Origin of the sequence: Kitasatospora sp. NPDC097643 (assembly GCF_040302625.1) — a bacterium.
Taxonomy (GTDB): domain Bacteria; phylum Actinomycetota; class Actinomycetes; order Streptomycetales; family Streptomycetaceae; genus Kitasatospora.
Genome location: NZ_JBEOSA010000003.1, coordinates 94,546 through 115,980 on the forward strand (window position 1 = coordinate 94,546; position 21,435 = coordinate 115,980).

General features: G+C 71.1%; 13 protein-coding genes, 1 tRNA gene, 1 other RNA gene and 1 pseudogene. 10 read left to right on the forward strand and 6 right to left on the reverse strand.

Features of this window, described 5'->3' with window-relative positions:
- The first annotated feature begins 8 nt into the window (after nt 1–8).
- Entirely contained in the window at nt 9–608 is a 600-nt protein-coding gene (locus ABTY15_RS03585; RefSeq protein WP_350575352.1) for a GNAT family N-acetyltransferase, read from the forward strand.
- A 497-nt stretch (nt 609–1,105) separates the two neighbouring features.
- Here ABTY15_RS03585 and ABTY15_RS03590 read toward each other — a convergent pair whose 3' ends face one another.
- The 5 genes from ABTY15_RS03590 to ABTY15_RS03610 form a co-directional block, all read right to left on the reverse strand.
- Nucleotides 1,106–1,423, reverse strand: a complete 318-nt coding sequence (locus ABTY15_RS03590) for a hypothetical protein (protein WP_350575355.1) — start codon at nt 1,421–1,423, stop codon at nt 1,106–1,108.
- Nucleotides 1,424–1,597: 174 nt separating this feature from the next.
- Complete coding sequence (locus ABTY15_RS03595; protein ID WP_350575358.1) at nt 1,598–3,349, reverse strand: relaxase family protein; 1,752 nt, start codon at nt 3,347–3,349, stop codon at nt 1,598–1,600.
- The gene (locus ABTY15_RS03600) at nt 3,346–4,026 is read right to left on the reverse strand and encodes a MobC family plasmid mobilization relaxosome protein (RefSeq protein WP_350575361.1); all 681 of its coding nucleotides are present in this window, start codon (nt 4,024–4,026) and stop codon (nt 3,346–3,348) included. Before ABTY15_RS03600 ends, ABTY15_RS03595 begins: the two co-directional genes overlap by 4 nt.
- A gap of 426 nt (nt 4,027–4,452) precedes the next feature.
- Entirely contained in the window at nt 4,453–5,259 is an 807-nt protein-coding gene (locus ABTY15_RS03605; RefSeq protein ID WP_350575363.1) for a DUF2637 domain-containing protein, read from the reverse strand.
- A 137-nt stretch (nt 5,260–5,396) separates the two neighbouring features.
- On the reverse strand, nt 5,397–7,190 hold the full coding sequence (locus ABTY15_RS03610) for a DnaB-like helicase N-terminal domain-containing protein (RefSeq protein ID WP_350575366.1): 1,794 nt from the start codon (nt 7,188–7,190) through the stop codon (nt 5,397–5,399).
- 281 nt (nt 7,191–7,471) lie between these two features.
- Between ABTY15_RS03610 and ABTY15_RS03615 the strand changes: the two genes are divergently transcribed.
- The 4 genes and pseudogenes from ABTY15_RS03615 to ABTY15_RS03630 all read left to right on the forward strand — a co-directional run bounded on the left by ABTY15_RS03615 (nt 7,472) and on the right by ABTY15_RS03630 (nt 16,517).
- On the forward strand, nt 7,472–8,176 hold the full coding sequence (locus ABTY15_RS03615; RefSeq protein ID WP_350575369.1) for a helix-turn-helix domain-containing protein: 705 nt from the start codon (nt 7,472–7,474) through the stop codon (nt 8,174–8,176).
- Between the two features lie 239 nt (nt 8,177–8,415).
- Nucleotides 8,416–8,709, forward strand: a complete 294-nt coding sequence (locus tag ABTY15_RS03620; protein WP_350575373.1) for a helix-turn-helix domain-containing protein — start codon at nt 8,416–8,418, stop codon at nt 8,707–8,709.
- A 10-nt stretch (nt 8,710–8,719) separates the two neighbouring features.
- Nucleotides 8,720–9,949 (forward strand): annotated as a pseudogene (locus ABTY15_RS03625) (tyrosine-type recombinase/integrase); the annotation flags it as partial.
- A gap of 1,063 nt (nt 9,950–11,012) precedes the next feature.
- Nucleotides 11,013–16,517, forward strand: coding sequence for a PDDEXK-like endonuclease domain-containing protein (locus ABTY15_RS03630; RefSeq protein WP_350575381.1), 5,505 nt, complete (start codon nt 11,013–11,015; stop codon nt 16,515–16,517).
- Nucleotides 16,518–16,749: 232 nt separating this feature from the next.
- Here the strand turns inward: ABTY15_RS03630 and ABTY15_RS03635 are convergent.
- Nucleotides 16,750–16,837, reverse strand: a tRNA-Ser gene (locus tag ABTY15_RS03635).
- Between the two features lie 111 nt (nt 16,838–16,948).
- On the opposite strand from ABTY15_RS03635, the gene ffs reads away from it, so the two are divergent.
- From ffs to ABTY15_RS03660, 5 genes are all read left to right on the forward strand, one after another.
- Nucleotides 16,949–17,039: signal recognition particle sRNA small type (gene ffs, locus ABTY15_RS03640), an RNA gene on the forward strand.
- A 92-nt stretch (nt 17,040–17,131) separates the two neighbouring features.
- A complete protein-coding gene (locus tag ABTY15_RS03645; protein WP_350575384.1) occupies nt 17,132–19,315 on the forward strand; it encodes a DNA polymerase III subunit gamma and tau in 2,184 nt (727 codons plus the stop codon).
- Between the two features lie 151 nt (nt 19,316–19,466).
- Nucleotides 19,467–19,805, forward strand: a complete 339-nt coding sequence (locus ABTY15_RS03650; RefSeq protein ID WP_350575388.1) for a YbaB/EbfC family nucleoid-associated protein — start codon at nt 19,467–19,469, stop codon at nt 19,803–19,805.
- 120 nt (nt 19,806–19,925) lie between these two features.
- Nucleotides 19,926–20,525 (forward strand): recombination mediator RecR, encoded by a 600-nt coding sequence (gene recR, locus ABTY15_RS03655; protein ID WP_350575393.1) that lies wholly within the window; start codon nt 19,926–19,928, stop codon nt 20,523–20,525.
- Complete coding sequence (locus ABTY15_RS03660; RefSeq protein WP_350575396.1) at nt 20,518–21,228, forward strand: DUF5063 domain-containing protein; 711 nt, start codon at nt 20,518–20,520, stop codon at nt 21,226–21,228. Before recR ends, ABTY15_RS03660 begins: the two co-directional genes overlap by 8 nt.
- Nucleotides 21,229–21,435 lie beyond the last annotated feature (207 nt).

Below are 21,435 nucleotides of genomic sequence, written 5' to 3' on the forward strand. Positions count from 1 at the left end.
CCGCGGCCATGACCCCAGTTCACCTGGCCGGCCCCCGCCTGGCGATGCGCGAAGTCGAATCCGAGGACACCGACGACCTCCTGGCCGTCTACGGCGACCCCGAGGCCACCCGACACCTCAGCTTCGAACCCCGCACCCGCGAGCAGGTCCAGGCGATCACGGACCGCTCCATCGCCGCCGCGAATGCCAGCCCCAGGACCGAGTACTGCCTGGCCATCACCCGTCCCGGCGAGCACCGGCTGGTCGGGTACGCCCGCCTGGCCACCGAGCCGCAGGAGGCCGCCACCATCGGCTTCGCCCTCCACCAGGCCGAGTGGGGTAAGGGACTCGGCACGGAGACCGTCCATCTCTTGTGTGCCCTCGGCTTCAACGTCCTCGGCCTGCACCGCATCTGGGCCGCCCGGTCGCCCCTCAATGAGGCATCGGCGCGCACCCTACTGCGAGCCGGTATGACCGAGGACGGGCGAATCCGCGACCACGTCTTCGTCCGCGGCGCCTGGCGCGACTCGATCACCTACTCAATCCTGGAACACGAGTGGGTGCCGATCGACGGGCTGGAGTCCAGCGGGGGCGTCGAGCTCGGCGGTGGACGCAGGCCGGGGAGGTGACCCGTGTTGCCCGGATCGGCCGTGTCGCACATGGTGATACCCGGTATCGCCGAGTTCGCTCGCGGTGGCGTGCCTGACCCGCCCACGAGCGATGACGGCAACCCCTGGGTCGACGGCTTCTGCTGGCTGTACTGCGGCCAGCAGTGGACCCGGGTGTTGTGGATCGGCCCCGCCACCGTCGCCGGAGCGCAGGCGCCCATGTATGCCTGTGATCCCTGCATCCGTGAACTCCAGGAACGCGTCTGGCGCTCGATCCTGCTCAACGACGAGCCATCGTGCCAGGCTGCGAGCCCACTCCCGCGCGGGCGTGACGGTGAAGCGACTGGACGTCGGGTCGGCCGCCACCGTCGCGCAGGCTGGCAGCTATCTCGCCGGTAGGTCCATCACCCTTGCGGGACTGGCAGATTCAACCTCCGGTGCACTGCCTGCGCAGGGCTGCACCCGTTCCTTCGGGGCCAGCACCGTCGTCCGGTGTTGGCCCCGAAGGTGTTCCAGGATCAGTCCCAGGTAGTGCCGGCGAGCAGGCCGTCGAAGGCAAGTGCCCGCATGGCGGTGTCGTAGTCGTCCCATTCGTATTCGGGAGCGGCGAAGTGCAGGTCGAAGTAGGCGCGGGTTAGGTCGGGCTCGTGCCACTCGGCCGCGCAGCGACAGCGGACGAAGACCTGGCGACGGACGTTGAGGAGGAGCCAGTCCCGGCGGGCACCGCAGTTGGGGCAGGTGATGGGGATGCCACGGGCGTCGAGTTCGCCGGGGTGGGGGACGGCTCGGATGACGGCTCTGTGATGGCCGTCGTGGTCGGTGTCGGGGTTGGTCAAGTGGTGCCCTTCGGTGTCGGGTGTCGGTTGGCAAGCACACAAGACGCACGGCGGCCGGGATGGTTCCCGGCCGCCGGAGAAGACATCGAACCGACATCTGTGCGCATGAGCGTTCGTGTGGCTTGGGGTGCGGGAGGGGTCGACTGGGCACCTGGGGGCCCTGGCCGGGAGGGTTCAGCGGGTGCGGTGCTGAGAGCTGGCCGCCGGTGCAGCGGCCCGGGGGATCGGGGTGACCGGGTCGGTGGGGGTGGCATGCGCGGAAGTTCGGGCGGTGGCGGCGCGGACGCGAGCGGCTTCGGCGGCAGAGTTGTGGTTGGGGTTGCGGCTGGTGTGCTGGATGCGGCCGAGGAGGACCTTGGCGGGCAGGCGGGCGGTGGTGAGTTCTCGGCGGGCGGCGGCCTCCTGGAGGAGCTGTCGGGGCTGGTGGCCGAGGGCCTTGGCGTCGGCGAGGACGGTGGCCAGGGCGGGCCAGTTGGGGTCGGCGAGGATGCGCTTCGCGTGGTCGGGGACGGCGGAGCGGACGTCGCCGGCGAGGGTATTGGTGATCTCCTTGGTGGGCTGGCGGTGGGTGAGGGCGGTGAGCTGGTCGGCGGCGGCCTGGTCGTAGGCGGCCTGGAGGTGCTGGACGGCCTGCTGGGCGGCGTGGGCTTGCTGGGCGTGGCCTCGGGCTTGGTGCCAGCGGCTGGTGAGGATTGCCGCCCACACGAGGGCTGCCATCATCACGGTGAGGGCGTTGCCGTCTGGCCCGTCGCCGGCGTGGATGATGTCGCGGGCAGCCCGGCGCAGGTCGGCGGCGCCCTGGTGGTCGGCGCGAATCTGCGAGCGCTGGGCGCGGGCGAATGCCCGTGTGGCGTCCCGTAGTTCGGCTCGCAGCTCGTGCGGGGCGGTCTGGGCGGTGGCGTTGATGATGTCGCCCAGCGCGGTGATCTGCGCCTGTGCCAGCGCGCCGCCGTCCTCGCAGCCCGTTCCGCCGGCGGTGTCCTCGGTCAGGTACTGGTGGACGTGGTCGAGGGCGTCGGTGGTGCGCTGCCAGCTGGTGAAGGGTCGGTTGCGCCGGGCGGTGGGGTGTTCCTCCGGTGTGCCGGTGGTGAGGCGGGCCTGGAGCTTGGGCAGGGAGAGGTCGGGGGCGATCTTGCTGCCGGGGATGTAGATCTGCTCGCCCTTGGCGTTGGTGTCGCCGGGCCGTCCGACCGCGTAGCCCTGGAGGTCGCCGGAGGGAAGGCGGCGGGGCTTGACCTCGACGCCGTCTGCCTGGAGGTAGGCGAGGAGTTCCTCGACGCTGGCGGCGTGGGGGATGGCGTCGCGGATGCGGTCCTGCAGCCACTGGCGGCTGGTCTGCTGCCAGCCGAGGCGGTCGGCCTTGTGCATCTCGGCCTGGGTGGGTCGGCGCTCGCCGGTGCGGTCGCCGGGCTGGACCTGGTGGAGGCCGAGTTCCTTCTCGATGGCGCGGGCTTCGGCCTGGGCGCGCTTGCCGCTGTTGTGGAGTTTGGGGCGGCGGCCGTCCTCGCGGACGGTGGTGGCGAGGATGTGGACGTGGTCGTCGGCGTGGCGGACGGCGATCCAGCGGCAGCCGTGCGGGTCACGGTCGGGGGCGATGCCGGCGGCGTGGACGATGCGGCGGGCGATCTCGCCCCACTCGGCGTCGGAGAGGTAGCGGTCGGTCTTGGCGGCGCGGACGGGGCAGTGCCAGACGTGGTCGGTGACCTTCCGGCCGAAGCCGCTGTTGTGCAGGTTGACCGGCTCGTCGAGGATCCGGGCGAGCTGGGTGAGGGTGGCGTCCGGGTCGCGGCCGGGATCGCGCAGGCCGAGCGGGCTGAAGGAGGCGACGATGTGCGGGTCGAGGTGCTCGTCGTGGCGGCCGGGCCCGTACAGGTAGGCGAGCAGGCCACGGGTGTTGCCGCCGGGGGCCTTGATGGAGGGGATCACGCGCTGGCACCTCCTTCTTCGAGGCCGGTCTGGGGCGTGGGTATCAGCAGGGCTCGGGCGATGTCGGTCAGCAGCTCTTCGAGGCGTTGCAGGCGTTCACCGATGTCGGGTTCGACGCGGTCGTCGCGGTGCAGCACGTGGACCATCTGGTTGATGTTGTTGCCGATGCGGCCGATCTGGTGCAGGACCTCCGCGCGGAACTCCTGGAGGGCGAGGCGGTCGGTGTGCAGGGGCAGGTCGACGGTGAACTCGCCCCGGATGAACGCGAGCGCGATGTCGCCGAGGTATCCGGAGATCGTGTCCTTGTAGCCGTGGCGCGCGGCGGCGTCCTTCAGCTCGACGAGTTCCGCTTCGGTGAAGCCGACCGGGCCGACCCGCTCTGTACGGCGGGTTCCGGTGTGCGGCCGGATCTTTCCCTGGGGCATCGGTTGGGCGCCTTCGGGAGCGTTCAGTTTCGGGACGTCGAGGGCTGCGGTGTTCTCGTGTAGGAACGCGGCGCGCGCGGCGCGAACGCTTTCGTCGTCGGCGACGGCGACGGGTGTCTCGGTGCTCGGCTGGTCGGCGCGGACGCGCGCGAGGATGTCGCGCTGCAGCGCGTCAAGATTCTCCGGGTCCAGGCCGCCCTCGGCCTGGACTTCCTGGTCTGGCGCGCCCTCGCGCCGGGCCTCCTCCGCCACCCCTGGGGCGGAGGATCCCAGGCCCGCGCGAAGTGTCGGAGACTGGGTACAACTGGCTCCGCCAGGAGCCGAGTTACCGAACGCGCGGAGCAGACGGCCGATCAGCCTACCGCCCTTGGTGCCCTCCTCGGGCACGGTACGGGCGGGAGCGCGGCGGGGCTGAGGGGCGGGCAAGGAGTCCTCCGGATTTCCTGTCGGGGCGGGCGGGTGCAGGCGCGGAGTGCATGCGGCGTGCGGGGTGATGGTCGGGCAGGGAGTCCGGTTTGGCGGTGCCGGATGTCCGGTGTAGAAGGCGGGCTTCGGGACTTCCGGTGTCCCCGCCAATGGCATGCGGGGTGTTGGTGATCACCAGCGCGGAAGAGTGGGCGGCCCGCCTGTTCCGGCAGCGGCCGGTGCTCGGGCGAGCCACGGTGAGCGGCAGGGGCTTCAGGCGGCCGAGAGGCTGGCCTGCGCATCTGCTTGCCGCGTGGCTTGCTCGTCCTTGAAGCGCTGGGTCAGCTTCCCGAGGCGGTCGCTGGCGATCGGCATGCCGGCCTCGCGCAGGGCCGTCTTGATCACGGCCTGGGTGGGGCCGTGCTCTTCGACGGCTGGGCGGACGATCTCGGCCAGTTCGTCCATGGTGGCGGCGGGCCTGCGTCCGGTGCGCTTGGTCCCTACCACCGGTTCCCGGTCACCGGGCTGGACATCGTCGTCGGGGGCGGCGTCCGGCCCGTCGTCGAGCGGGTCGTCGTGGTCCGTTTCCGTGAGCGGAGCTGGTGCGCCCGCTGGGGGAGGAGCAGTGGGCTCGAGGTCTTCGTGGAGCGTGGGCTCGGCCTCGGCGGGTTGCGGCTCGGCGACGACTGTGGTCGAGCTGGCACCGTGTGCGAGAAGGGTGCCGCCGAAGAAGGCGAGGGCGGGCCATCCGGCCACCAGGATCCGCAGCCATGCTGGCACGTGGGCGAGGTCGAGGAGCCCGGCGGTGGCGATGTTCGCGCCGAGGGAGGCGGTCAGGGCGATGGCGAACCAGGTCCAGGCGATGCTGGCCGGGCGTCCGGTGGAGCGCAAGGTCCGCATGCGGTGCCAGGCGGCGACGAGTAGCAGGTCCACCGAGACGGGGTAGGCCCAGGCTTTCCAGCCGTGTTGTCCGGCGGCTTCGGCGATGTCGTGGAGGTGGGCGAAGGACAGGGCGCCCGCGATGGCGGCCTGTACGAGGACGGCGTCCAGGCGGGGGCGTATGGGGTTGGTGGCGGTCATGCGGAAGGTGATCCTCGCGGGTCGAGTCGTGGTGGGTGCGCGCTTGCCGGGGGCGTTTACGCGAACCCCCTTCTAAAGGGGGGTTCGCGCGAAAACGCTCGGGTGCGACAACGGCGTAAACGGTCGCGAAAACGCTTCTACCTGCGGTTTTTCCTGGGAGCGTCCGGCGCGACAACGGGTTGTACGACGGTTGCGGTGGTGGAGGTGCGTGAACGCTCGCGAAAACGCCCTGTTCCCGGTGACGCAGCCGTCGCGGCTGCGACTCGGCGGCTCTCGGCATCGGTCAGTGGAGGCTCGGAGGACGCCTGTGAGGTGCCGGTGGGCGGTGTGGCCGGTACGACGGTCAGCGGGATCGCGGGCTGCTCGACAGCGGTCAGCGGCGCGCTGGCGCTGATGTGGCGGGCGGAGGTGAAGTAGCGGTCCTCCTTGCCGCCGCCGATGCCGCCGGCGGAGCCCTTCTCGACCTCGGCGAGCCCGGACTTGACCTGGGTGTTCAGCCGCCGGCGGGCCCGTCCGATGGCTGCGGCATCGGGCTTCTTGTCGCCGGTCATGGCGGTGGCCAGATGCTTGGCGGTCACGCCGTCCGGTGTCGCGCGCAGGAGTTCGGCGATGTCGATGGTCTCCTCGACGGCGCTGGTGCCCGCCTCGTGGTCGTGGACGATGGTGAGCGGGCCGATCTCGCCGGTGACGGTCTTGAGGTGGTGGAGGTTGACGACGGGGTCGCCGGCCTCACCGGCGACGAACAGCACGCTGCCCGCGCCGGAGGTCAGCCAGGTGGAGCCGTACACGCGGTCGAGGGTGGGGCGCTGGCCGCGCGGGGCGTCCGCGGTGGCCTTGCGCTGGTGGTGCAGCTCCAGGACCTGGATGCCCTCGCGCAGGGCCCGGTTGCGGGCGCTGTTGTAGGCGATGGCGAGGCTGTCGTCGACGAGGGTGCTGACGGCGTCCTTGAGGCTGTCGATGACGATGGTGTCGGCGCCGTGTGCGGTGGCCAGTTCGGCGAGGAGGCCGGGTTCCTTGTCCAGGCTGCTCGGCAGCGGGCCCTCCCAGATGAGGAGTCGCTCGCGGACCAGCTTCTCGTGCTCGGGCCGGACCAGTCGGGCCATGGCGCGGGCGATCTGCTGGGGCCGGTCCATCGCCAGGTACAGGACGCGCTTGCTCTCGGCGACGGGCATGCCGAGCGCCGACTCGCCCAAGCCGATCCGGGCGAAGATCACCTGGTGGGCGATGGTGGTCTTACCGACGCCGGGGGCACCGACGATCATCAGGCTCTCCCCGGCTGCCCACGCGGTCTCCCCGCGGGTGCCCCACAGAGGCTCCTTGTCCGCCCCGGTCTTGGTGACGAAGTCCCAGCCGTCCACCATGAAGCGCGACAGGCGACTGTTCCCGGAGGCCAGTGCCCGCTCGCGTCCCTCGCGGACCTCGGCATCGAGCGCGCTGCGGATCTCGTCCGGCTGGGCGCCGGGCAACAGGGCCTGCTGGACTGTCCGGATGCCCGTGGCGTGCAGCTTCCGCAGCTCCGACTCGCGCCGCACGATGACCGCGTAGTAGTCGGCGTTGTTCGCCGATGGCGGCGCCTCGGCGGCGAGCCGGACCAGGTAGTCCACGCCGCCCACGCGGTCCAGGACACCGGCGCCTCGAAGTCGGTCGGCGACGGCCACCGCAGCTGTCGGGGCCCCTTCGAAGGCGAGGTCGAGGATCGCGCGCCAGATGGTCTCGTGAGCGGGCCGGTAGAAGTCGCCGGCGTCGAGGATGGCGCGCGCCGCGTCGATGGCGGGCGCGCCCAGCGCCATGCAGGCGCCGATGACCGCCCTCTCGGCGTCCAGGTCGTTCGGCGGTGTCCCTTTCGGGAACACCGCGTGGTCGTCGTCGAAGACGGCGTCGGCCGCACCGGAGCTCGACGGCCCGTGTGCCGGGCCCGTAGGCTGGGACATGGATTCCCTCCCGCCGTGCATCAGGCCCTGGCAGGCCGCACAGCGGTTGATCGTCTTGATGGGTGGTCACATAGGGAGCCTTCACGGCCCTCGGTGCGCTAACACCGGGGGCCGCCCTCGTTTCCGGGCTCGCGCGGCCGATCGTGCTGGCCTGAGTCCGTCAACGTACGCAGAGTAAACACACACCTGCTGTGCTTCGTCAAGGCAGATGTTGTGTCGCTACGACACGGTGACTGTGCTGGATGTTGACTTCACCTGTGTCGGCTCGCTATCTTGCTGCCATGACGAACCCCAAGGACTGGCAGGCCGGCGTGACGGGCCGCGTTGCCGAGGCGGTCCGGCGCTTCCGCGAGGAGCGGGGGATGAGCGCGCAGGACGTCGCTGCGGCCTGCGCGAAGCTGGGCTACCCGATCGCGCGGAACGTCATCGCCAACCTTGAGAACGGCCGGCGTTCCAGCGTCGACGTGGCCGAGGTGTTGGTCCTCGCCAAAGTGCTCGAGGTTCCCCCGGTGGTCTTCCTCGTTCCCCTGGGTGAGGTCGGGGAGGTCGAGCTTCTCCCGGGCCTGATGTACTCCACCGGCGAGGCGCTCCAGTGGGTCTGCGGGGAGCAGCCGTTCGATCACGAGCCGACCAATGACCTGGAGCTGCGGTTCAGCGCGATCCGCAATTACAGCGAGACGCTCCGCGGTCTGCAGAAGACGATCAACAGCTCGGAGGAGTACCGCCGCAAAGTCGCCACGGCCCGTGATCCGCAGACCCGCGAGGCCAACGTCAAGCTGGTCAACCAGTTCGACGAGATCATCGGCGACTACTCGCAGGACGTCCAGGACCAGAGATCGACGATGCGCCGGAATGGCATCACTCCGCCGGCCCTGCCGTCAGAACTTGCCTACCTCGACCTCAGCCACCACGACGACTGGGGGCATGTCTCCGAGGAGACCCCCGACGCGTCCGGCAGCCAGCCTGCTGCGGATGGGGAAATCTAGAGCCGAGTGGCGTGCTCAGGCACCCATCTCGCGAGGCTGTCCAGCAAGCAGTAAGCACTTGGGAGTGCCTATCTGACCCGGCTCCCCGAACCGCGCGGCACGCGTGACGGTCCGCCAGACCCGTCCGCGTCTCGCTCCAGGTGTTAGCGCGCCTGGGCGAGGGATCGCGCCGCCATGACCACCCATCACACGATCAGACCGCCCGGGGTGCCAGCCCTGCGCGGTCGACGAGGAGTCCCATGCCTCAGCCCGCCCTTTCCCTTGCCCGCCTCTCGGAGGCCCTTGGCCTGCCCGAGCAGAGCCTGCTCGCCCTCGTTGCGAACTGCGACACGGCTCCGGACCCCACGCTCGTCGCCCTCACGGTCGAGGAAGCCGCCCGCCGCCTCGGCGTCGGCCGCACCACGATGTACGGCCTCGTGTCCTCGGGCGAAGTGCCGTCCGTGATGATCGGCCGCTTGCGCCGGATCCCCGCCCAGGCGCTCAGCGACTACATCGCCGACCGTGCCGGTGCCACCGTCGCGCTCGTGGCCTGAGGGGGACTTCATGACCAAGTCCCGCAAGCCCAACGGCGATTCGACCATCTACCAGGCCAAGGACGGGCGGTGGCACGGCTACGTCACGGTCGGCGTGAAGGACAACGGCAGCCCCGACCGCCGGCACGTCACCCGCAAGACCCGCCCGGAGATCACCAAGGCCGTCCGAGACCTGGAGGCCAAGCGCGACAAGGGCAAGGTGCCCAAGGCCGGCCAGCGCTGGACCGTCGAGAGCTGGCTCACCCACTGGGTCGAGAACATCGCGGCCCTCACCGTGGGCGAGAACACCATCGACGGCTACCGCGTCGCCGTCTACCACCACCTCATACCCGGCCTCGGGGCACACCGCCTGGAGAAGCTCGAACCCGAGCACCTCGAACGCCTCTACGCGAAGATGCAGAAGGCCGGCAGCTCGGCGGGGACGGCTCACCAGGTCCACCGCACGGTCCGCGTGGCGTTGAACGAGGCGGTCCGCCGCAAGGCCATCACCGAGAACCCGGCGACGATCGCCAAGGCTCCGGTGCTGGACGAGACGGAGGTCGAGCCGTACTCGGTCGAGGAGGTCCAGCGGCTCCTGCTCGAAGCGGCCAAGGTCCGCAACACCGCCCGCTGGGTCATCGCCCTCGCGCTGGGTCTCCGCCAGGGCGAGGTGCTCGGACTGCAGTGGGAGGACGTCGACTTCGAGGCCGGCGTCATCCTCGTGCGGCGCGGTCGGCTGCGGCCCCGCTACAAGCACGGCTGCGGTGACCGCTGCGGGCGCAGGCCCGGCTACTGCCCGACGAAGATCAACATTCGGCGCGAGACCAAGTCCACCAAGTCGAAGGCCGGCAAGCGGCCGATCGGCGTGCCCGAGGAGCTGATGAAGCTCCTGGCCCAGCACAAGGAGACGCAGGACCGCGAGCGCCTGCGTGCGCGCGACCTGTGGGTCGAGAAGGGGTACGTCTTCACCTCGGAGGTCGGCGAACCGCTCAACCCCAACACCGACTATCACCGGTGGAAGGACCTGCTGAAGGCCGCCGAGGTCCGCGACGCTCGCCTTCACGACGCCCGGCACACCGCCGCCACCGTGCTGCTGATCCTCGGCGTCCCCGACGCCGTGGTCGACGCCATCATGGGCTGGGAGCCCGGCAAGTCCGCCCGGATGCGGCGGCGCTACCAGCACATGACCAGCCCCGTGCTCCAGCAGACCGCAGCCAAGGTCGGCGGCCTGCTCTGGCCTGCCCCGCCGAACGCCGATGATGCTCCTGTGCCCGCACAGCCGACGACGCCGGCTGATGCCGACGTGGACTCGACCGCCACCGAGGCGGACCACGAGCCCAATTCGGACCCGTCGATGCTGTTCGTCGCGTGCCTCGATGAGCGCCGCATCCCGTTCCTCCGCCGCGCACATGCTCAGGCCCTGGTCGAGCAGTGGGGCTCCGAGCAGCCGGGCCGTGTGGCTGGGGTGGAGGAGTGGGATCGGACGGAACGGGAGTCTGACGGCCCTGCCGAGTCGCGCGTGGCGCGTGACCGGCTTCCGGAGCGACGCATGGTCTTCCACGCCTTCGCGGTGTTCCGGCCAGGTGGCGAGCGCGTTGACCTGGCGATGCCGGAACAATGGGCGGTCACCGCGTGGGACTTCGAGACCGACCTCTACACCGACCGGCCCGTCTCCTGGCGCACCACTCGCCGCCCGGGACGCGACCAGCTGGTGGAAGCCCAGGTGCGTGGCACGGACAAGGACGCGGTCATCGGTGCGTACACCCTGGCGAAGGCGCAGGCTGTGGACCGCGCCCAGAACCCCGGTAAGTACGGTGATGCCAGCGACTGGTGATCGCCGTTTCGGGCCCGGCTCCCCTGGGGGCCGGGTCCGATTAGGTCGCTTGAAGTTACTTTGTTGGCAAGGTCCTTACCAACGTTGGCGACGGCGTGGTCAGGTGCGGTCCTTCAGCCCCGGATCGCCTGATCGAGGTGCGACCGCAGTGTGCGGCTTCCCTCCCTCCCGCACTGCGCGGATGCGGCGACCGGCCGCCACACTGATGCCCTGCGGGCGCACGCGCGCCTGGGCTGCCACTACCAGCAGTGCGAGATCGGGCCCGGCCCCTACCAGGTCGCCGAATGGCGTGCCGACGTCGACGATCTCGTCCGGGAAACCTGTGGCCCGATGGTGCGCGGCCGTCACGACGCCCCGGCCGATGACACTCTGACGGACGGTACGGACCGCCGCACTTTTTCTCTGGGTTACTGGGCGGACGCACTATGCTTCCGCCACCCAGCATGCACGATTTTCGCACCATCTGATCGGTTCGAACGGAGTCACCAGCATGGCCCACCGCCGCTCCGGACAGCACAGCGCCGCCGACCCTTTGAGGTCGATTCTGGAGTCCTGGCAGAAGTCTCTGATCGACCTGGGCTTCCGCAACCGCCTGGTGCACTACCGGCGCAGCAGCAGGCAGGCGGGTGCGGACATCATCGGACCGGGGCTGGCGCAGGTGCTGGACGCTCTGCCCCAAGGCTGCCTGTTCGCCCCGGTGCCGGAGAAAAGCCCCGCTGCTGTCCAGCCGAAGCCCGACTTGTCCGGGTACCTCGGCGATGTGGTCGCGCCCCTGGCTGGAAGCCGCCCCATCGACACCCCCGCCTCCCGGACGGGGGCCAGCACCACCCGGCTCGCGCTGCGCACTACCAAGGTCACCCAGGCCGAACAGGACAGACATCTCAAGCGCCTGGCTACGGTCGCGCAGGAGAAGTACAACGACTACGGCCTGTGGGTGTTGTACCTCGGCGTGGGCTTCCTCCAGTGGCGTCCGGCTGTCGACGCCGATCCTGTCGCCTCGCCCCTGCTGCTGGTGCCGGTGCGGCTGCGCAGATGGAAGGGGGATTCCTTCCTCCTGGAACTCAACGGGGACGAGGAGCTGAGCTTCAACCCCGCGCTGGCCGTCAAGATGGAGGAGATGGGCATCGAGTGGCCCGCTCCGGAGCAGATCGAGCCCACCGACGCTCCGGCCCTGCTGGAACAGGTCCGGCGGGCCGTCTCGGCCCGTACCGGCTGGCAGGTCAGCGAACGCATCGTGCTGGACGCCTTCAACTCCAGCAAGGAGGTGATGTACCGGGACTTGCGGGACAACATGCAACGGATCCTGGGGAGCCCGCTGGTGCGTTCCTTGGGCCTGGGCGCCGACGCGGCCGGCACCGCGGACTCGCTCGACTTCGATCCGGTACCGCTGGACCTGATCGACCAGGATCAGCCACCGGAGCAGGCTCCGCTCGTGCTCGACGCAGACTCGTCCCAGCGCCAGTGCGTCGCCGCCGCGCTCGACGGCCGCAGCTTCGTGATGGACGGCCCGCCCGGTACCGGTAAGAGCCAGACCATCACCAACATGATCGCGGGTCTGTTGGAGAGGGGCCGAAGCGTCCTGTTCGTCAGCGAGAAGGCCGCCGCACTGGACGTGGTGCGCAACCGCCTCGATGAGGTCGGCCTGGACGATTACGTGCTCGCCCTGCACAGCAACACCGCGAACCGCAAGCAGGTCGCCCAGGAGCTCGGACGGTCGCTCAGCGCACCCCGCCGTTCCTTCCCGGCCGCGCGCCGAGACGAGCTCCTCACCGCCAAGGAACTGCGCCGGGAGCTCTCCGGCTACGCCGCGGCGATGAACGAGCACCACGAGGGGATGAACCGCTCCCTGCACGCGGTTCTGGGACGCGTCTCGCTGCTGCACACCCTGCAGCAGCTCGCCCCGGAGCCGGAGTTCGACGCGGCCGGCCTCACCGAGGAGCGCCTGCGCGGCATCCTCGACGGAGCACGTTGGGTGTCCCGTTCCTGGCGCCCCGCTTTGGAGGGGGAGGCGTTCGCCTGGCGCGGACTGGGCGAGACCGGCGGCGAACTGGACGCATTGGCGAGGGCCCTGGAGGACTTCGCCGCCCTGCGCGGTGCCCTGGCACCGCACGCCCCACTGATGGAGGCCATGGGGTGGGACGGCCTGTATGACGCCGAATGCCTCATTGAGGTGCTGCGGTTGGGTGCCGGAAGGCCTGTCCTGCCGCTGTCCTGGCTGGAGACGGATCCGACCCGGATTGCCAACGGCATCCGGACGTTCGAGCGGCGGCTCGACACCGTGGAGACTGCCGAACGGGTGGCGAACGAACTGCTCGGACCGCACTGGGCCGAGCTGACCGGTCCCTCCATCTCTTCCGAGCCTGGGCCGCAGGAGCAAGCGCTCGCCGGGCTCATCCCGTCCGGGCTGGATCTGTCCGGAGCCACCGCCGAGCAGGCCACCGCCCTTGCAGACCGGCTGGCGGCTGACGCGCAGAACCTGGAGCGTGCACTGCAGCTGTTGGCCAACGCCGCCCGTGTTTACGGCGTCCCCACGCCGGAGACCTGCGCGCAGGGTTTGCGCTTGGTCCGCCTGACCGAGCTCTCCCTGCCGGAGCAGGACGAGAAGCCCCCCGCACGGTGGCTGACCCCCGCGGGCGCGGCCCAGGCCCGTACTGCCCTGCACCGGCTGTCCGACGCAGTCGCCGATCTGCGTACGGCCCGCGACAGGGCCCGGCGGCAGTTCACCGAACGGGTCCTGGAAGAGGCTGCATTGGTGGACGTGGCCCAGCGCTTCGCCACCGTGCATCGCTCGCTCACGGCGCGGATGTCCTCCTCCTACCGGGCAGACCGCCGCACCGTGCGTACCCTGCTGCCCGAGGGTGCCAAGTGCACCAAGCAGGTCCTGATGGCGCTGCCGGACGCCGTCGCCTGGCAGCAGGCTCAGCAGCGGCTGGAACAAGAGGGCCGTCGCGAGGGTGAGCTCCTCGGTCACTTCTGGCGGGGTGAGGAGACTGACTTCGCTGCCGCAGAGAAGGCACTCGGCTGCGCCGAGCGGGCCGCCGAACTGGCCCCGCAGCTCTTGGACCCCGAGGCGCTCCGAGCCCAGCTCGCGCACGGCGGCCAGCCCCGTCCGGCGGCCCGCGAGGCAGCCCGGGACGCCGGAGAGCTGCTCACCGCGTGGCGCGACTCGCTGGTGCTCCCACCGCTCCTGGGCGCCCCCTGTGATCTGGAGGACGGCACCCTGGCGGACGCCGCCTGCTGGAGCAGCGCACACGTCGCGCCGCTGCTGGAGGCCGCGCGGCTGCTCGAGCACGTCAGCAGTGTCTCCGGGCGCGACGGCCGGACCCTGGCCGAGGCGCGCGCCGCGATCGCGGCTGCTCGGGCCGCCCGCGCCGCCGACGAGGAGTTCGCCGTCCATGCCGAGCAGGATCGCGACTTCCTCGGCGGGCTGTATGCCGGCCGCGCCACCGTGCGTGCCGCGCTGGGGCAGGCGGCGGCCTGGCTGCAGCGGCTGCGGGAAAGTTGCATGCTCGAGGAAGGGGTGTTCCCTGCCGAGGCGGCTCGGATCCTCCACCAGGCACTTCCGGACAGCGCGTTGGAAGAGGCGAAGCGGTTCTGGGACCGTTCCTGTGTCCGGCTGGTCGGGATATTCGACGAGCAACGCGGCCGCAGGCTGCGCGCCGCCCTGTCCGTGACGGCGTCGGCCGAGCAGCTACTGGCCCTGTTGGACGGCGACCGCGGGGGCCCCGACGAGTGGACGGCCTACCAGCGAGGCCAGCGGGCGCTGGAGGAGGCGGGTCTGGGCGACCTGACCGCCCGCGCCGTCCGGGCCGGCGTCACGCCGGAGGACTTCCCGCTGGTGGTGGAGAAGTCCGTGCTGCACTCCTGGGCCGATCGCGTCATCCAGAGCGACCCCCGCCTGGTGTGGAACCGGGCCAAGGACCGCGACGACAAGGTCGCCGCGTTCCGCGACGTCGACCATGCCCTGGCCGAGCACGCCCGGATCAGGGTGGCGCGCACTTGCGACATGAACCGGCCCGATGTACTCAGCAGCCCCGGCACCAGGCTGATCCAGTACGAGGGCAAGAAGAAGAGGCAGCACAAGCCGGTGCACATGCTCCTTCGGGAGGCCGGCGAGGCGGCGCTGCGGGTCAAGCCCTGTTTCATGATGAGTCCCCTGACGGTCAGCCGGTTCCTGCCGCCGGACTTCACCTTCGACGTCGTGATCTTCGACGAGGCGTCCCAGGTCCTGCCGCAGGACGCGATCAACTGCATCTACCGGGCCAAGGCTCTGATCGTGGCCGGCGACGAGAACCAGCTGCCGCCCACCGCGTTCTTCACCGCCGGCGAGGACGAGGAAGACGACCCGTACGCCAAGGAGGAGGTGCCCCGCTACGAGTCGCTGCTCTCCCTCGCCAAGGGCAACGGGATGCTCAAGGAGCTCTCGCTGCGCTGGCACTACCGAAGCCGCCATGAACACCTGATCGCCTTCAGCAACCGGCAGTTCTACCGGGGTGCCATGACCACCTTCCCCGGCGCGTTCTCCGAAGGACCCGACGTGGGCGTGGCCTTCTTCAAGGCCGAGCAAGGCGTCTACCGCTCCGGTGCGGCGGCCCGCAACAACCCCGGCGAGGCCGTGGAGGTCGCCCGGCGCGTCATCCACCACTTCCGCACTCGCCCCAACCGCTCGCTGGGCGTCGTCGCGCTCTCCCAGTCCCAGGCCGAGGTGATCCGGGAGGCGGTCGATCAGGAGCGCAGGCGGCATCCCCACCTGGACGGGTGCTTCTCCGACGACCGCCTGGACGGCTTCTTCATCAAGAACCTCGAAGCCGTGCAGGGCGACGAGCGCGATGTGATCGTCATGTCGGTCGGCTACGGTCCGGACGAGAACGGCAAGATTAACCAGAACTTTGGCCCGATCAACCGCAAGGACGGCTGGCGGCGGCTCAACGTCGCCGTCACCCGCGCCCGCTACCGTGTCGAGGTGGTGGCCTCCTTCGAACCCGAGAACCTCCGGCCGTCCGAGAGTGAGAGCTTCGAACACTTCGCCCGCTACCTCAAGTACGCCAAGTACGGGCCCGCCGTCCTCGCCCAAGAGGCCGAGGACGCTGACGCCGTGCCCGAGAGCCCGTTCGAGGAATCGGTGCTGGAGGTTCTGCGCGGCTGGGGCTACACCGTCCAGCCACAGGTGGGCGTCGCCGGCTACCGGATCGACCTGGGGGTACGCGACCCGCAGCGCCCCGGCCGCTACGCCCTGGGCATCGAGTGCGACGGCGCCATGTACCACTCCTCCAAGGCCGCCCGCGATCGCGACCGGCTGCGCGAGGCCATGCTCACCGGCCTCGGCTGGACGCTGCACCGTATCTGGGGCACCGACTGGTACCGCAACCGGGCGGAGGCGGAGGCCCGGCTGAAAACCGCCGTCGAGCGGGCTGCCGCCCGGAGCGTGAGCGTCGCCCCGGACCGGAGCGCCGCGCCTGTCGCCGCTGCGTCGGAGGATGCCAGGGCGTCGGCAGCACCGCTCGCCCAGCAGGCCGTGCCCACACCCCGGCGGTCCTCGCCCAGCGGCAAGGTGTCGACTGTGGCTGCTCTGCCAGCGTCCGCGGAACAACGGATCCGCCACGAACTGGAGCAGCTGCGAGCGGAGTTGGAGCAGCAGTCCGGTACATCCGGGCACGACTCGCGCCCGCGGGCCCGTACCGACCAGCAGCGCAGGCAGCGCGGGCGCACCGAACAGCTGGAGGAGCGTGCCGCCCTGCTCAAGGCGTATCTGACCGGCGACCGCAGGGCCGCGGCGGACGCCGTGTGCCCCGGCCGTCTGGTCCGGGTGGATTTCGACGGGGAGCAGCAGGAGTACGAGATCACGTCCCAGGAGCCGCACTCGGCGGACGTGGAGAAGCTCAGCCCCTTTACCCCGCTCGGACAGGCCCTGCTCGGCCGGACGGCCGGCAGTCGCGTCGAGTACGAGCACGACGGGCGCCGTATGGCCGTGCGCCTGCTGGCAGTGAGGGACTGACGGCACGCTGGTGCGCGTCGGTGGGCGGCTTCCCGGCTCGGGAGGCCGCCCGCTGCGTGTCCCCCACCTTTCTCGGTGGGGGCTACGTAATTGAACTCGTGAACCGCGAGCAAGGAGCGCATGTGGGAGGGCGTAACGGCGGCAGCGATGGAACTGCAACCAAAACTGCAACCACGAGATGACGAAGGCCCCGACTGCGCACAGTCGGGGCCCGCGTTTTGCCTGGTCAGGCTGGCGGAGGATACGAGATTCGAACTCGTGAGGGGTTGCCCCCAACACGCTTTCCAAGCGTGCGCCCTAGGCCTCTAGGCGAATCCTCCGTGGGAGAGCTTAGTACATGTTTCGGGGTGGTCGCGACCAGCTATCCCGCAGGCGGGAGGGCGGGGGGTGCCTGTGGATCCTCGGGGCCGGGATCCGGTACTGTGGGGACCAGCCCCTCGTGTGGCGTTATCTCTCTGAACCCCCCCAGGGCCGGAAGGCAGCAAGGGTAGGAGGGCTCTGGCGGGTGCGCGGGGGGTCTTTGCGTTCCCGGGGGGTGTACCGGGGGGCGCCGCGGGGGTGGGGGCGGACGAGGGGCGACGCGTTTGTCGGTGCGTCCCGATATCGTCGGGGGTGTGTCCCTAGCCCTGTACCGCCGCTACCGCCCCGAGACCTTCGCGGAGGTCATCGGGCAGGAGCACGTGACCGCTCCGCTCCAGCAGGCCCTGCGCAACAACAGGGTCAACCACGCGTACCTGTTCAGCGGCCCGCGCGGCTGTGGCAAGACGACGAGTGCGCGCATCCTGGCCCGATGCCTGAACTGTGAGCAGGGGCCGACGCCGACGCCCTGCGGGGAGTGCCAGTCCTGCCGGGACCTGGCGACCGGTGGGCCAGGCTCGATCGACGTGATCGAGATCGACGCCGCCTCGCACGGTGGTGTCGACGACGCGCGCGAGCTGCGCGAGCGGGCCTTCTTCGCGCCGGTGCACAGCCGGTACAAGATCTTCATCCTGGACGAGGCGCACATGGTGACCTCGGCCGGGTTCAACGCCCTGCTCAAGGTGGTGGAGGAGCCGCCGGAGCACCTCAAGTTCATCTTCGCCACCACCGAGCCGGAGAAGGTCATCGGGACGATCCGGTCCCGGACGCACCACTACCCCTTCCGGCTGGTCCCGCCGGGCACGCTGCGCGACTACCTGGCGGAGGTCTGCGGCCGGGAGGGCATCCAGGTCGAGGACTCGGTGTTCCCGCTGGTGGTCCGGGCCGGTGCCGGTTCGGTGCGTGACTCGATGTCGGTGATGGACCAGCTGCTGGCCGGTGCCGCCGAGGGCGGCGTCACGTACCAGATGGCGACGGCGTTGCTCGGCTACACCGACTCGGCGCTGCTGGACGAGGTGGTGGACGCCTTCGCCGCGCACGACGGGGCGACGGTCTTCCAGGTGATCGACCGGGTGGTCGAGGGCGGGCACGATCCGCGCCGCTTCGTCACCGACCTGCTGGAGCGGCTGCGCGACCTGGTGATCCTGGCCACCGTGCCGGAGGCCGGGGAGAAGGGGCTGATCGACGCCCCGGCGGACCGGGTCGCGGTCATGCAGGCGCAGGCGGACGCGTTCGGCGCGGCCGAGCTGAGCCGGGCGGCCGACCTCGTCAACACCGGGCTGACCGAGATGCGCGGCAACGCGGCGCCCCGGCTCCAGCTGGAGCTGATCTGCGCCCGGGTGATGCTGCCGGGCGCGTACAGCGACGAGCTCTCGCTCCAGGCACGGCTGGACAAGCTGGAGCGCCGGGCGGCGGCCGGTGGGTTCGCCGCGCCGATGGGTGCGCCGGAGATGTCCGTGCCGGTGTCGATGGCCGCGCCGGTGCAGGCGCAGGGCCCCGCCCCGGTGGTGGAGGCGCCCGCGCCGGTCCAGGCCCCGCCGGTCCAGGCCTCGCCGGTCCAGGCCCCGCCGCCCGCGCCCGCCCCGGCGGCGCCCGCCGGGCCCGCGCCGGGTGCCTGGCCGATCCCGCGCAGCTTCCCGCCCGCCGGCGGGGCTCCGGCTCCCGCGGCCCAGGCGGCCCCGGTGGCCCCCGCCCCGCAGCCGCAGGCGGCCCCGGCCCCGGTGGTTCCGGCCCCGGCGCCCACCCCGGCTCCCGCCGCCGCCCCCGCCGGGCCGGGCGGTCAGCCGTCGGCGGCCGCGCAGCAGGGTGCCGCGCAGGTCCGGCAGCTGTGGCCGCAGATCCTGGAGGCGGTGAAGAACCGCCGCCGCTTCACCTGGATCCTGCTCAGCCAGAACGGCCAGGTGGCCGGCTTCGACGGCAGCGTGCTTCAGGTGTCGTTCATCAACGCGGGCGCCCGGGACAGCTTCGTCGGCAGCAACAGCGACGACGTGCTGCGTCAGGCGCTGGCCGACGCACTGGGCGTGGACTGGCGGATCGAGTGCATCGTCGACCCGTCCGGCGGCGCGGGCGCAGGGGCCCCCGCCGGCGGTACGGGCGGCGGCTACGGCGGTCCGCCCGCAGGGAGCGGTGGCTGGGGCGCCCCGGCGCGTCCGGCCGCCGCCGCGCCCCCGGTGCAGGCCCCCGCGTCCGCCCCGGCGCCGATGCCCGTCCAGCCGCAGTCGCCGCCGCAGGTCCCGGCTCCGCAGGCGGTGCCGGCGTCGGCGCCGGTCCAGGCCGCGCCGCCGGTGTCCGCGCCGCCCGCGCAGCAGGTGGCGCCGGAGGACGACATCCCGGAGGAGGACGACCCGGACCTCAACGAGGAGGCGTTCTCCGGTCAGGACCTGATCATCCGCGAGCTGGGGGCGACGGTCCTGGAGGAGATCCACCACCGGGGCAACTGAGCGACGATGGGCCACCGCAGCACGTAGGCTCGCCGGTGACGAAGCAAGCGCAGTACGCAAGCGCAGAACGCACGCGCAGTACGCAAGCGCAGAACGCGAGCGCACCGCGCCGACGAGCGCGGTGCGCGAGCCCGACAGCGAGGAGTGAGCCGTGTTCCCCGGTGGTGGCCAGCCCAACATGCAGCAGCTGCTGAAGCAGGCGCAGAAGATGCAGCAGGACCTCGCCAAGGCGCAGCAGGAGCTGGCCGAGGCGAAGGTGAACGGTTCGGCGGGCGGTGGCCTGGTCGAGGCGACCGTGACGGGTGCCGGTGAGCTGGTGGCGCTGACCATCGCCCCGGCCGCCGTCGACCCGGAGGACACCGAGACCCTGGCCGACCTGATCCTGGCGGCCGTGCGGGACGCCAACCAGTCGGCCCAGAAGATGCAGGCCGAGCGGATGGGCCCGCTGACCCAGGGCCTGGGTGGCGGCATCCCTGGCCTGCCGTTCTGAAGTTCAGGCGGTAGTCCCATGTGATTTATGTGGGAGTCGGGCGTCGGGCGGTGTGTCCGGCGCCCGATTCGTTGGATGATGGCACCGGAGCACCACCGACCACCCGAGGGAAGGCGCGACGTGTACGAGGGCGTGGTTCAGGACCTGATCGACGAACTGGGCAGGCTGCCCGGCGTCGGGCCCAAGAGCGCCCAGCGGATCGCCTTCCACGTCCTCCAGGCCGACCCGACCGACGTCCGCCGCCTGGCGCACGCGCTGCTGGAGGTCAAGGACAAGGTCCGCTTCTGCGTGGTCTGCGGCAACGTCGCGGAGGCCGAGCAGTGCCGGGTCTGCCTGGACCCGCGCCGCGACCTCGCGGTGATCTGCGTGGTCGAGGAGCCCAAGGACGTCGTCGCCATCGAGCGCACCCGTGAGTTCCGCGGCCGCTACCACGTGCTGGGCGGCGCGATCAGCCCCATCGAGGGCGTCGGCCCGGACGACCTGCGGATCCGCGAGCTGCTGTCGCGCCTCGCGGACGGCACGGTCACCGAGCTGATCCTGGCCACCGACCCCAACCTGGAGGGGGAGGCGACCGCCACCTATCTGGCCCGGCTCTGCAAGCCGATGGGCCTGAAGGTGACCCGGCTGGCGAGCGGTCTGCCCGTCGGCGGGGATCTGGAGTACGCGGACGAGGTCACCCTCGGCCGCGCCTTCGAAGGGAGACGACTGCTCGATGTCTGACCGGACCATCAACCAGCAGCCCCACACGCCCCACCAGGCGGGTCCGCAGCAGGACCAGCAGGCCCCGCACACCCATGCGCACGGCTCGGAGCCGGACGACTTCGCCGTGCAGATCGCCGACTCGGTGGAGAGCTTCGTGCTCGCCGTCACCGAGGTCGCCAAGGGCGACGAGCCGGGCAGCGCCGTCTCGCTGCTGCTCCTGGAGGTCTCGCAGCTGCTGCTGGCCGGCGGCCGGCTGGGCGCGATCGAGGACGTCGTGCCGGAGGACCGCTTCGAGCCCGACGCCGGGCCGGAGCCGGACGGCGAGCAGCTGCGCGAGCGGCTCGCCGTGCTGCTCGCGCCGATCGACGTCTACCACGAGGTCTTCGACCCGTACGGCCCGCCGGAGAAGCCGAACGCCTTCCGGATCTCGGACGACCTGGCCGGCGTGGTCGGCGAGCTCCAGCACGGGCTGACCCACTACCGCGAGGGCCGGGTCAGCGAGGCGCTGTGGTGGTGGCAGTTCTCGTACCTCTCCAACTGGGGCACGACCTGCACGGCGGTGCTGCGGGCGTTGCAGTCGCTGATCGCGCACGTCCGGCTGGACAGCCCGATCGGTGCGGTGCCGGACGGCGCGGACACCGACGACGACGGGCTCACGGACGAGCAGCTGGAGCAGCAGGCGGGCGACCTGATGGCGGCCGAGCTGGGGCTCGGGCGGTAGGACCACCCGGGAATCCGGGCTCCGTGGGTCCTGGGCTCCGCGGCTCCGGAAATCCGGGCTCCAGGAATCGGGCTCCGGGAATCCGGGAATTGTGACGGACGTCTCGGTATCCGGTGCGGAAAAGGAAATCCCGCCGGGCCCCTGTCCGTTCGTCCGCCGATTCTTCGGGGCCGTACCGGATCGCCCGCAGACCTGCCCGTGACCGGG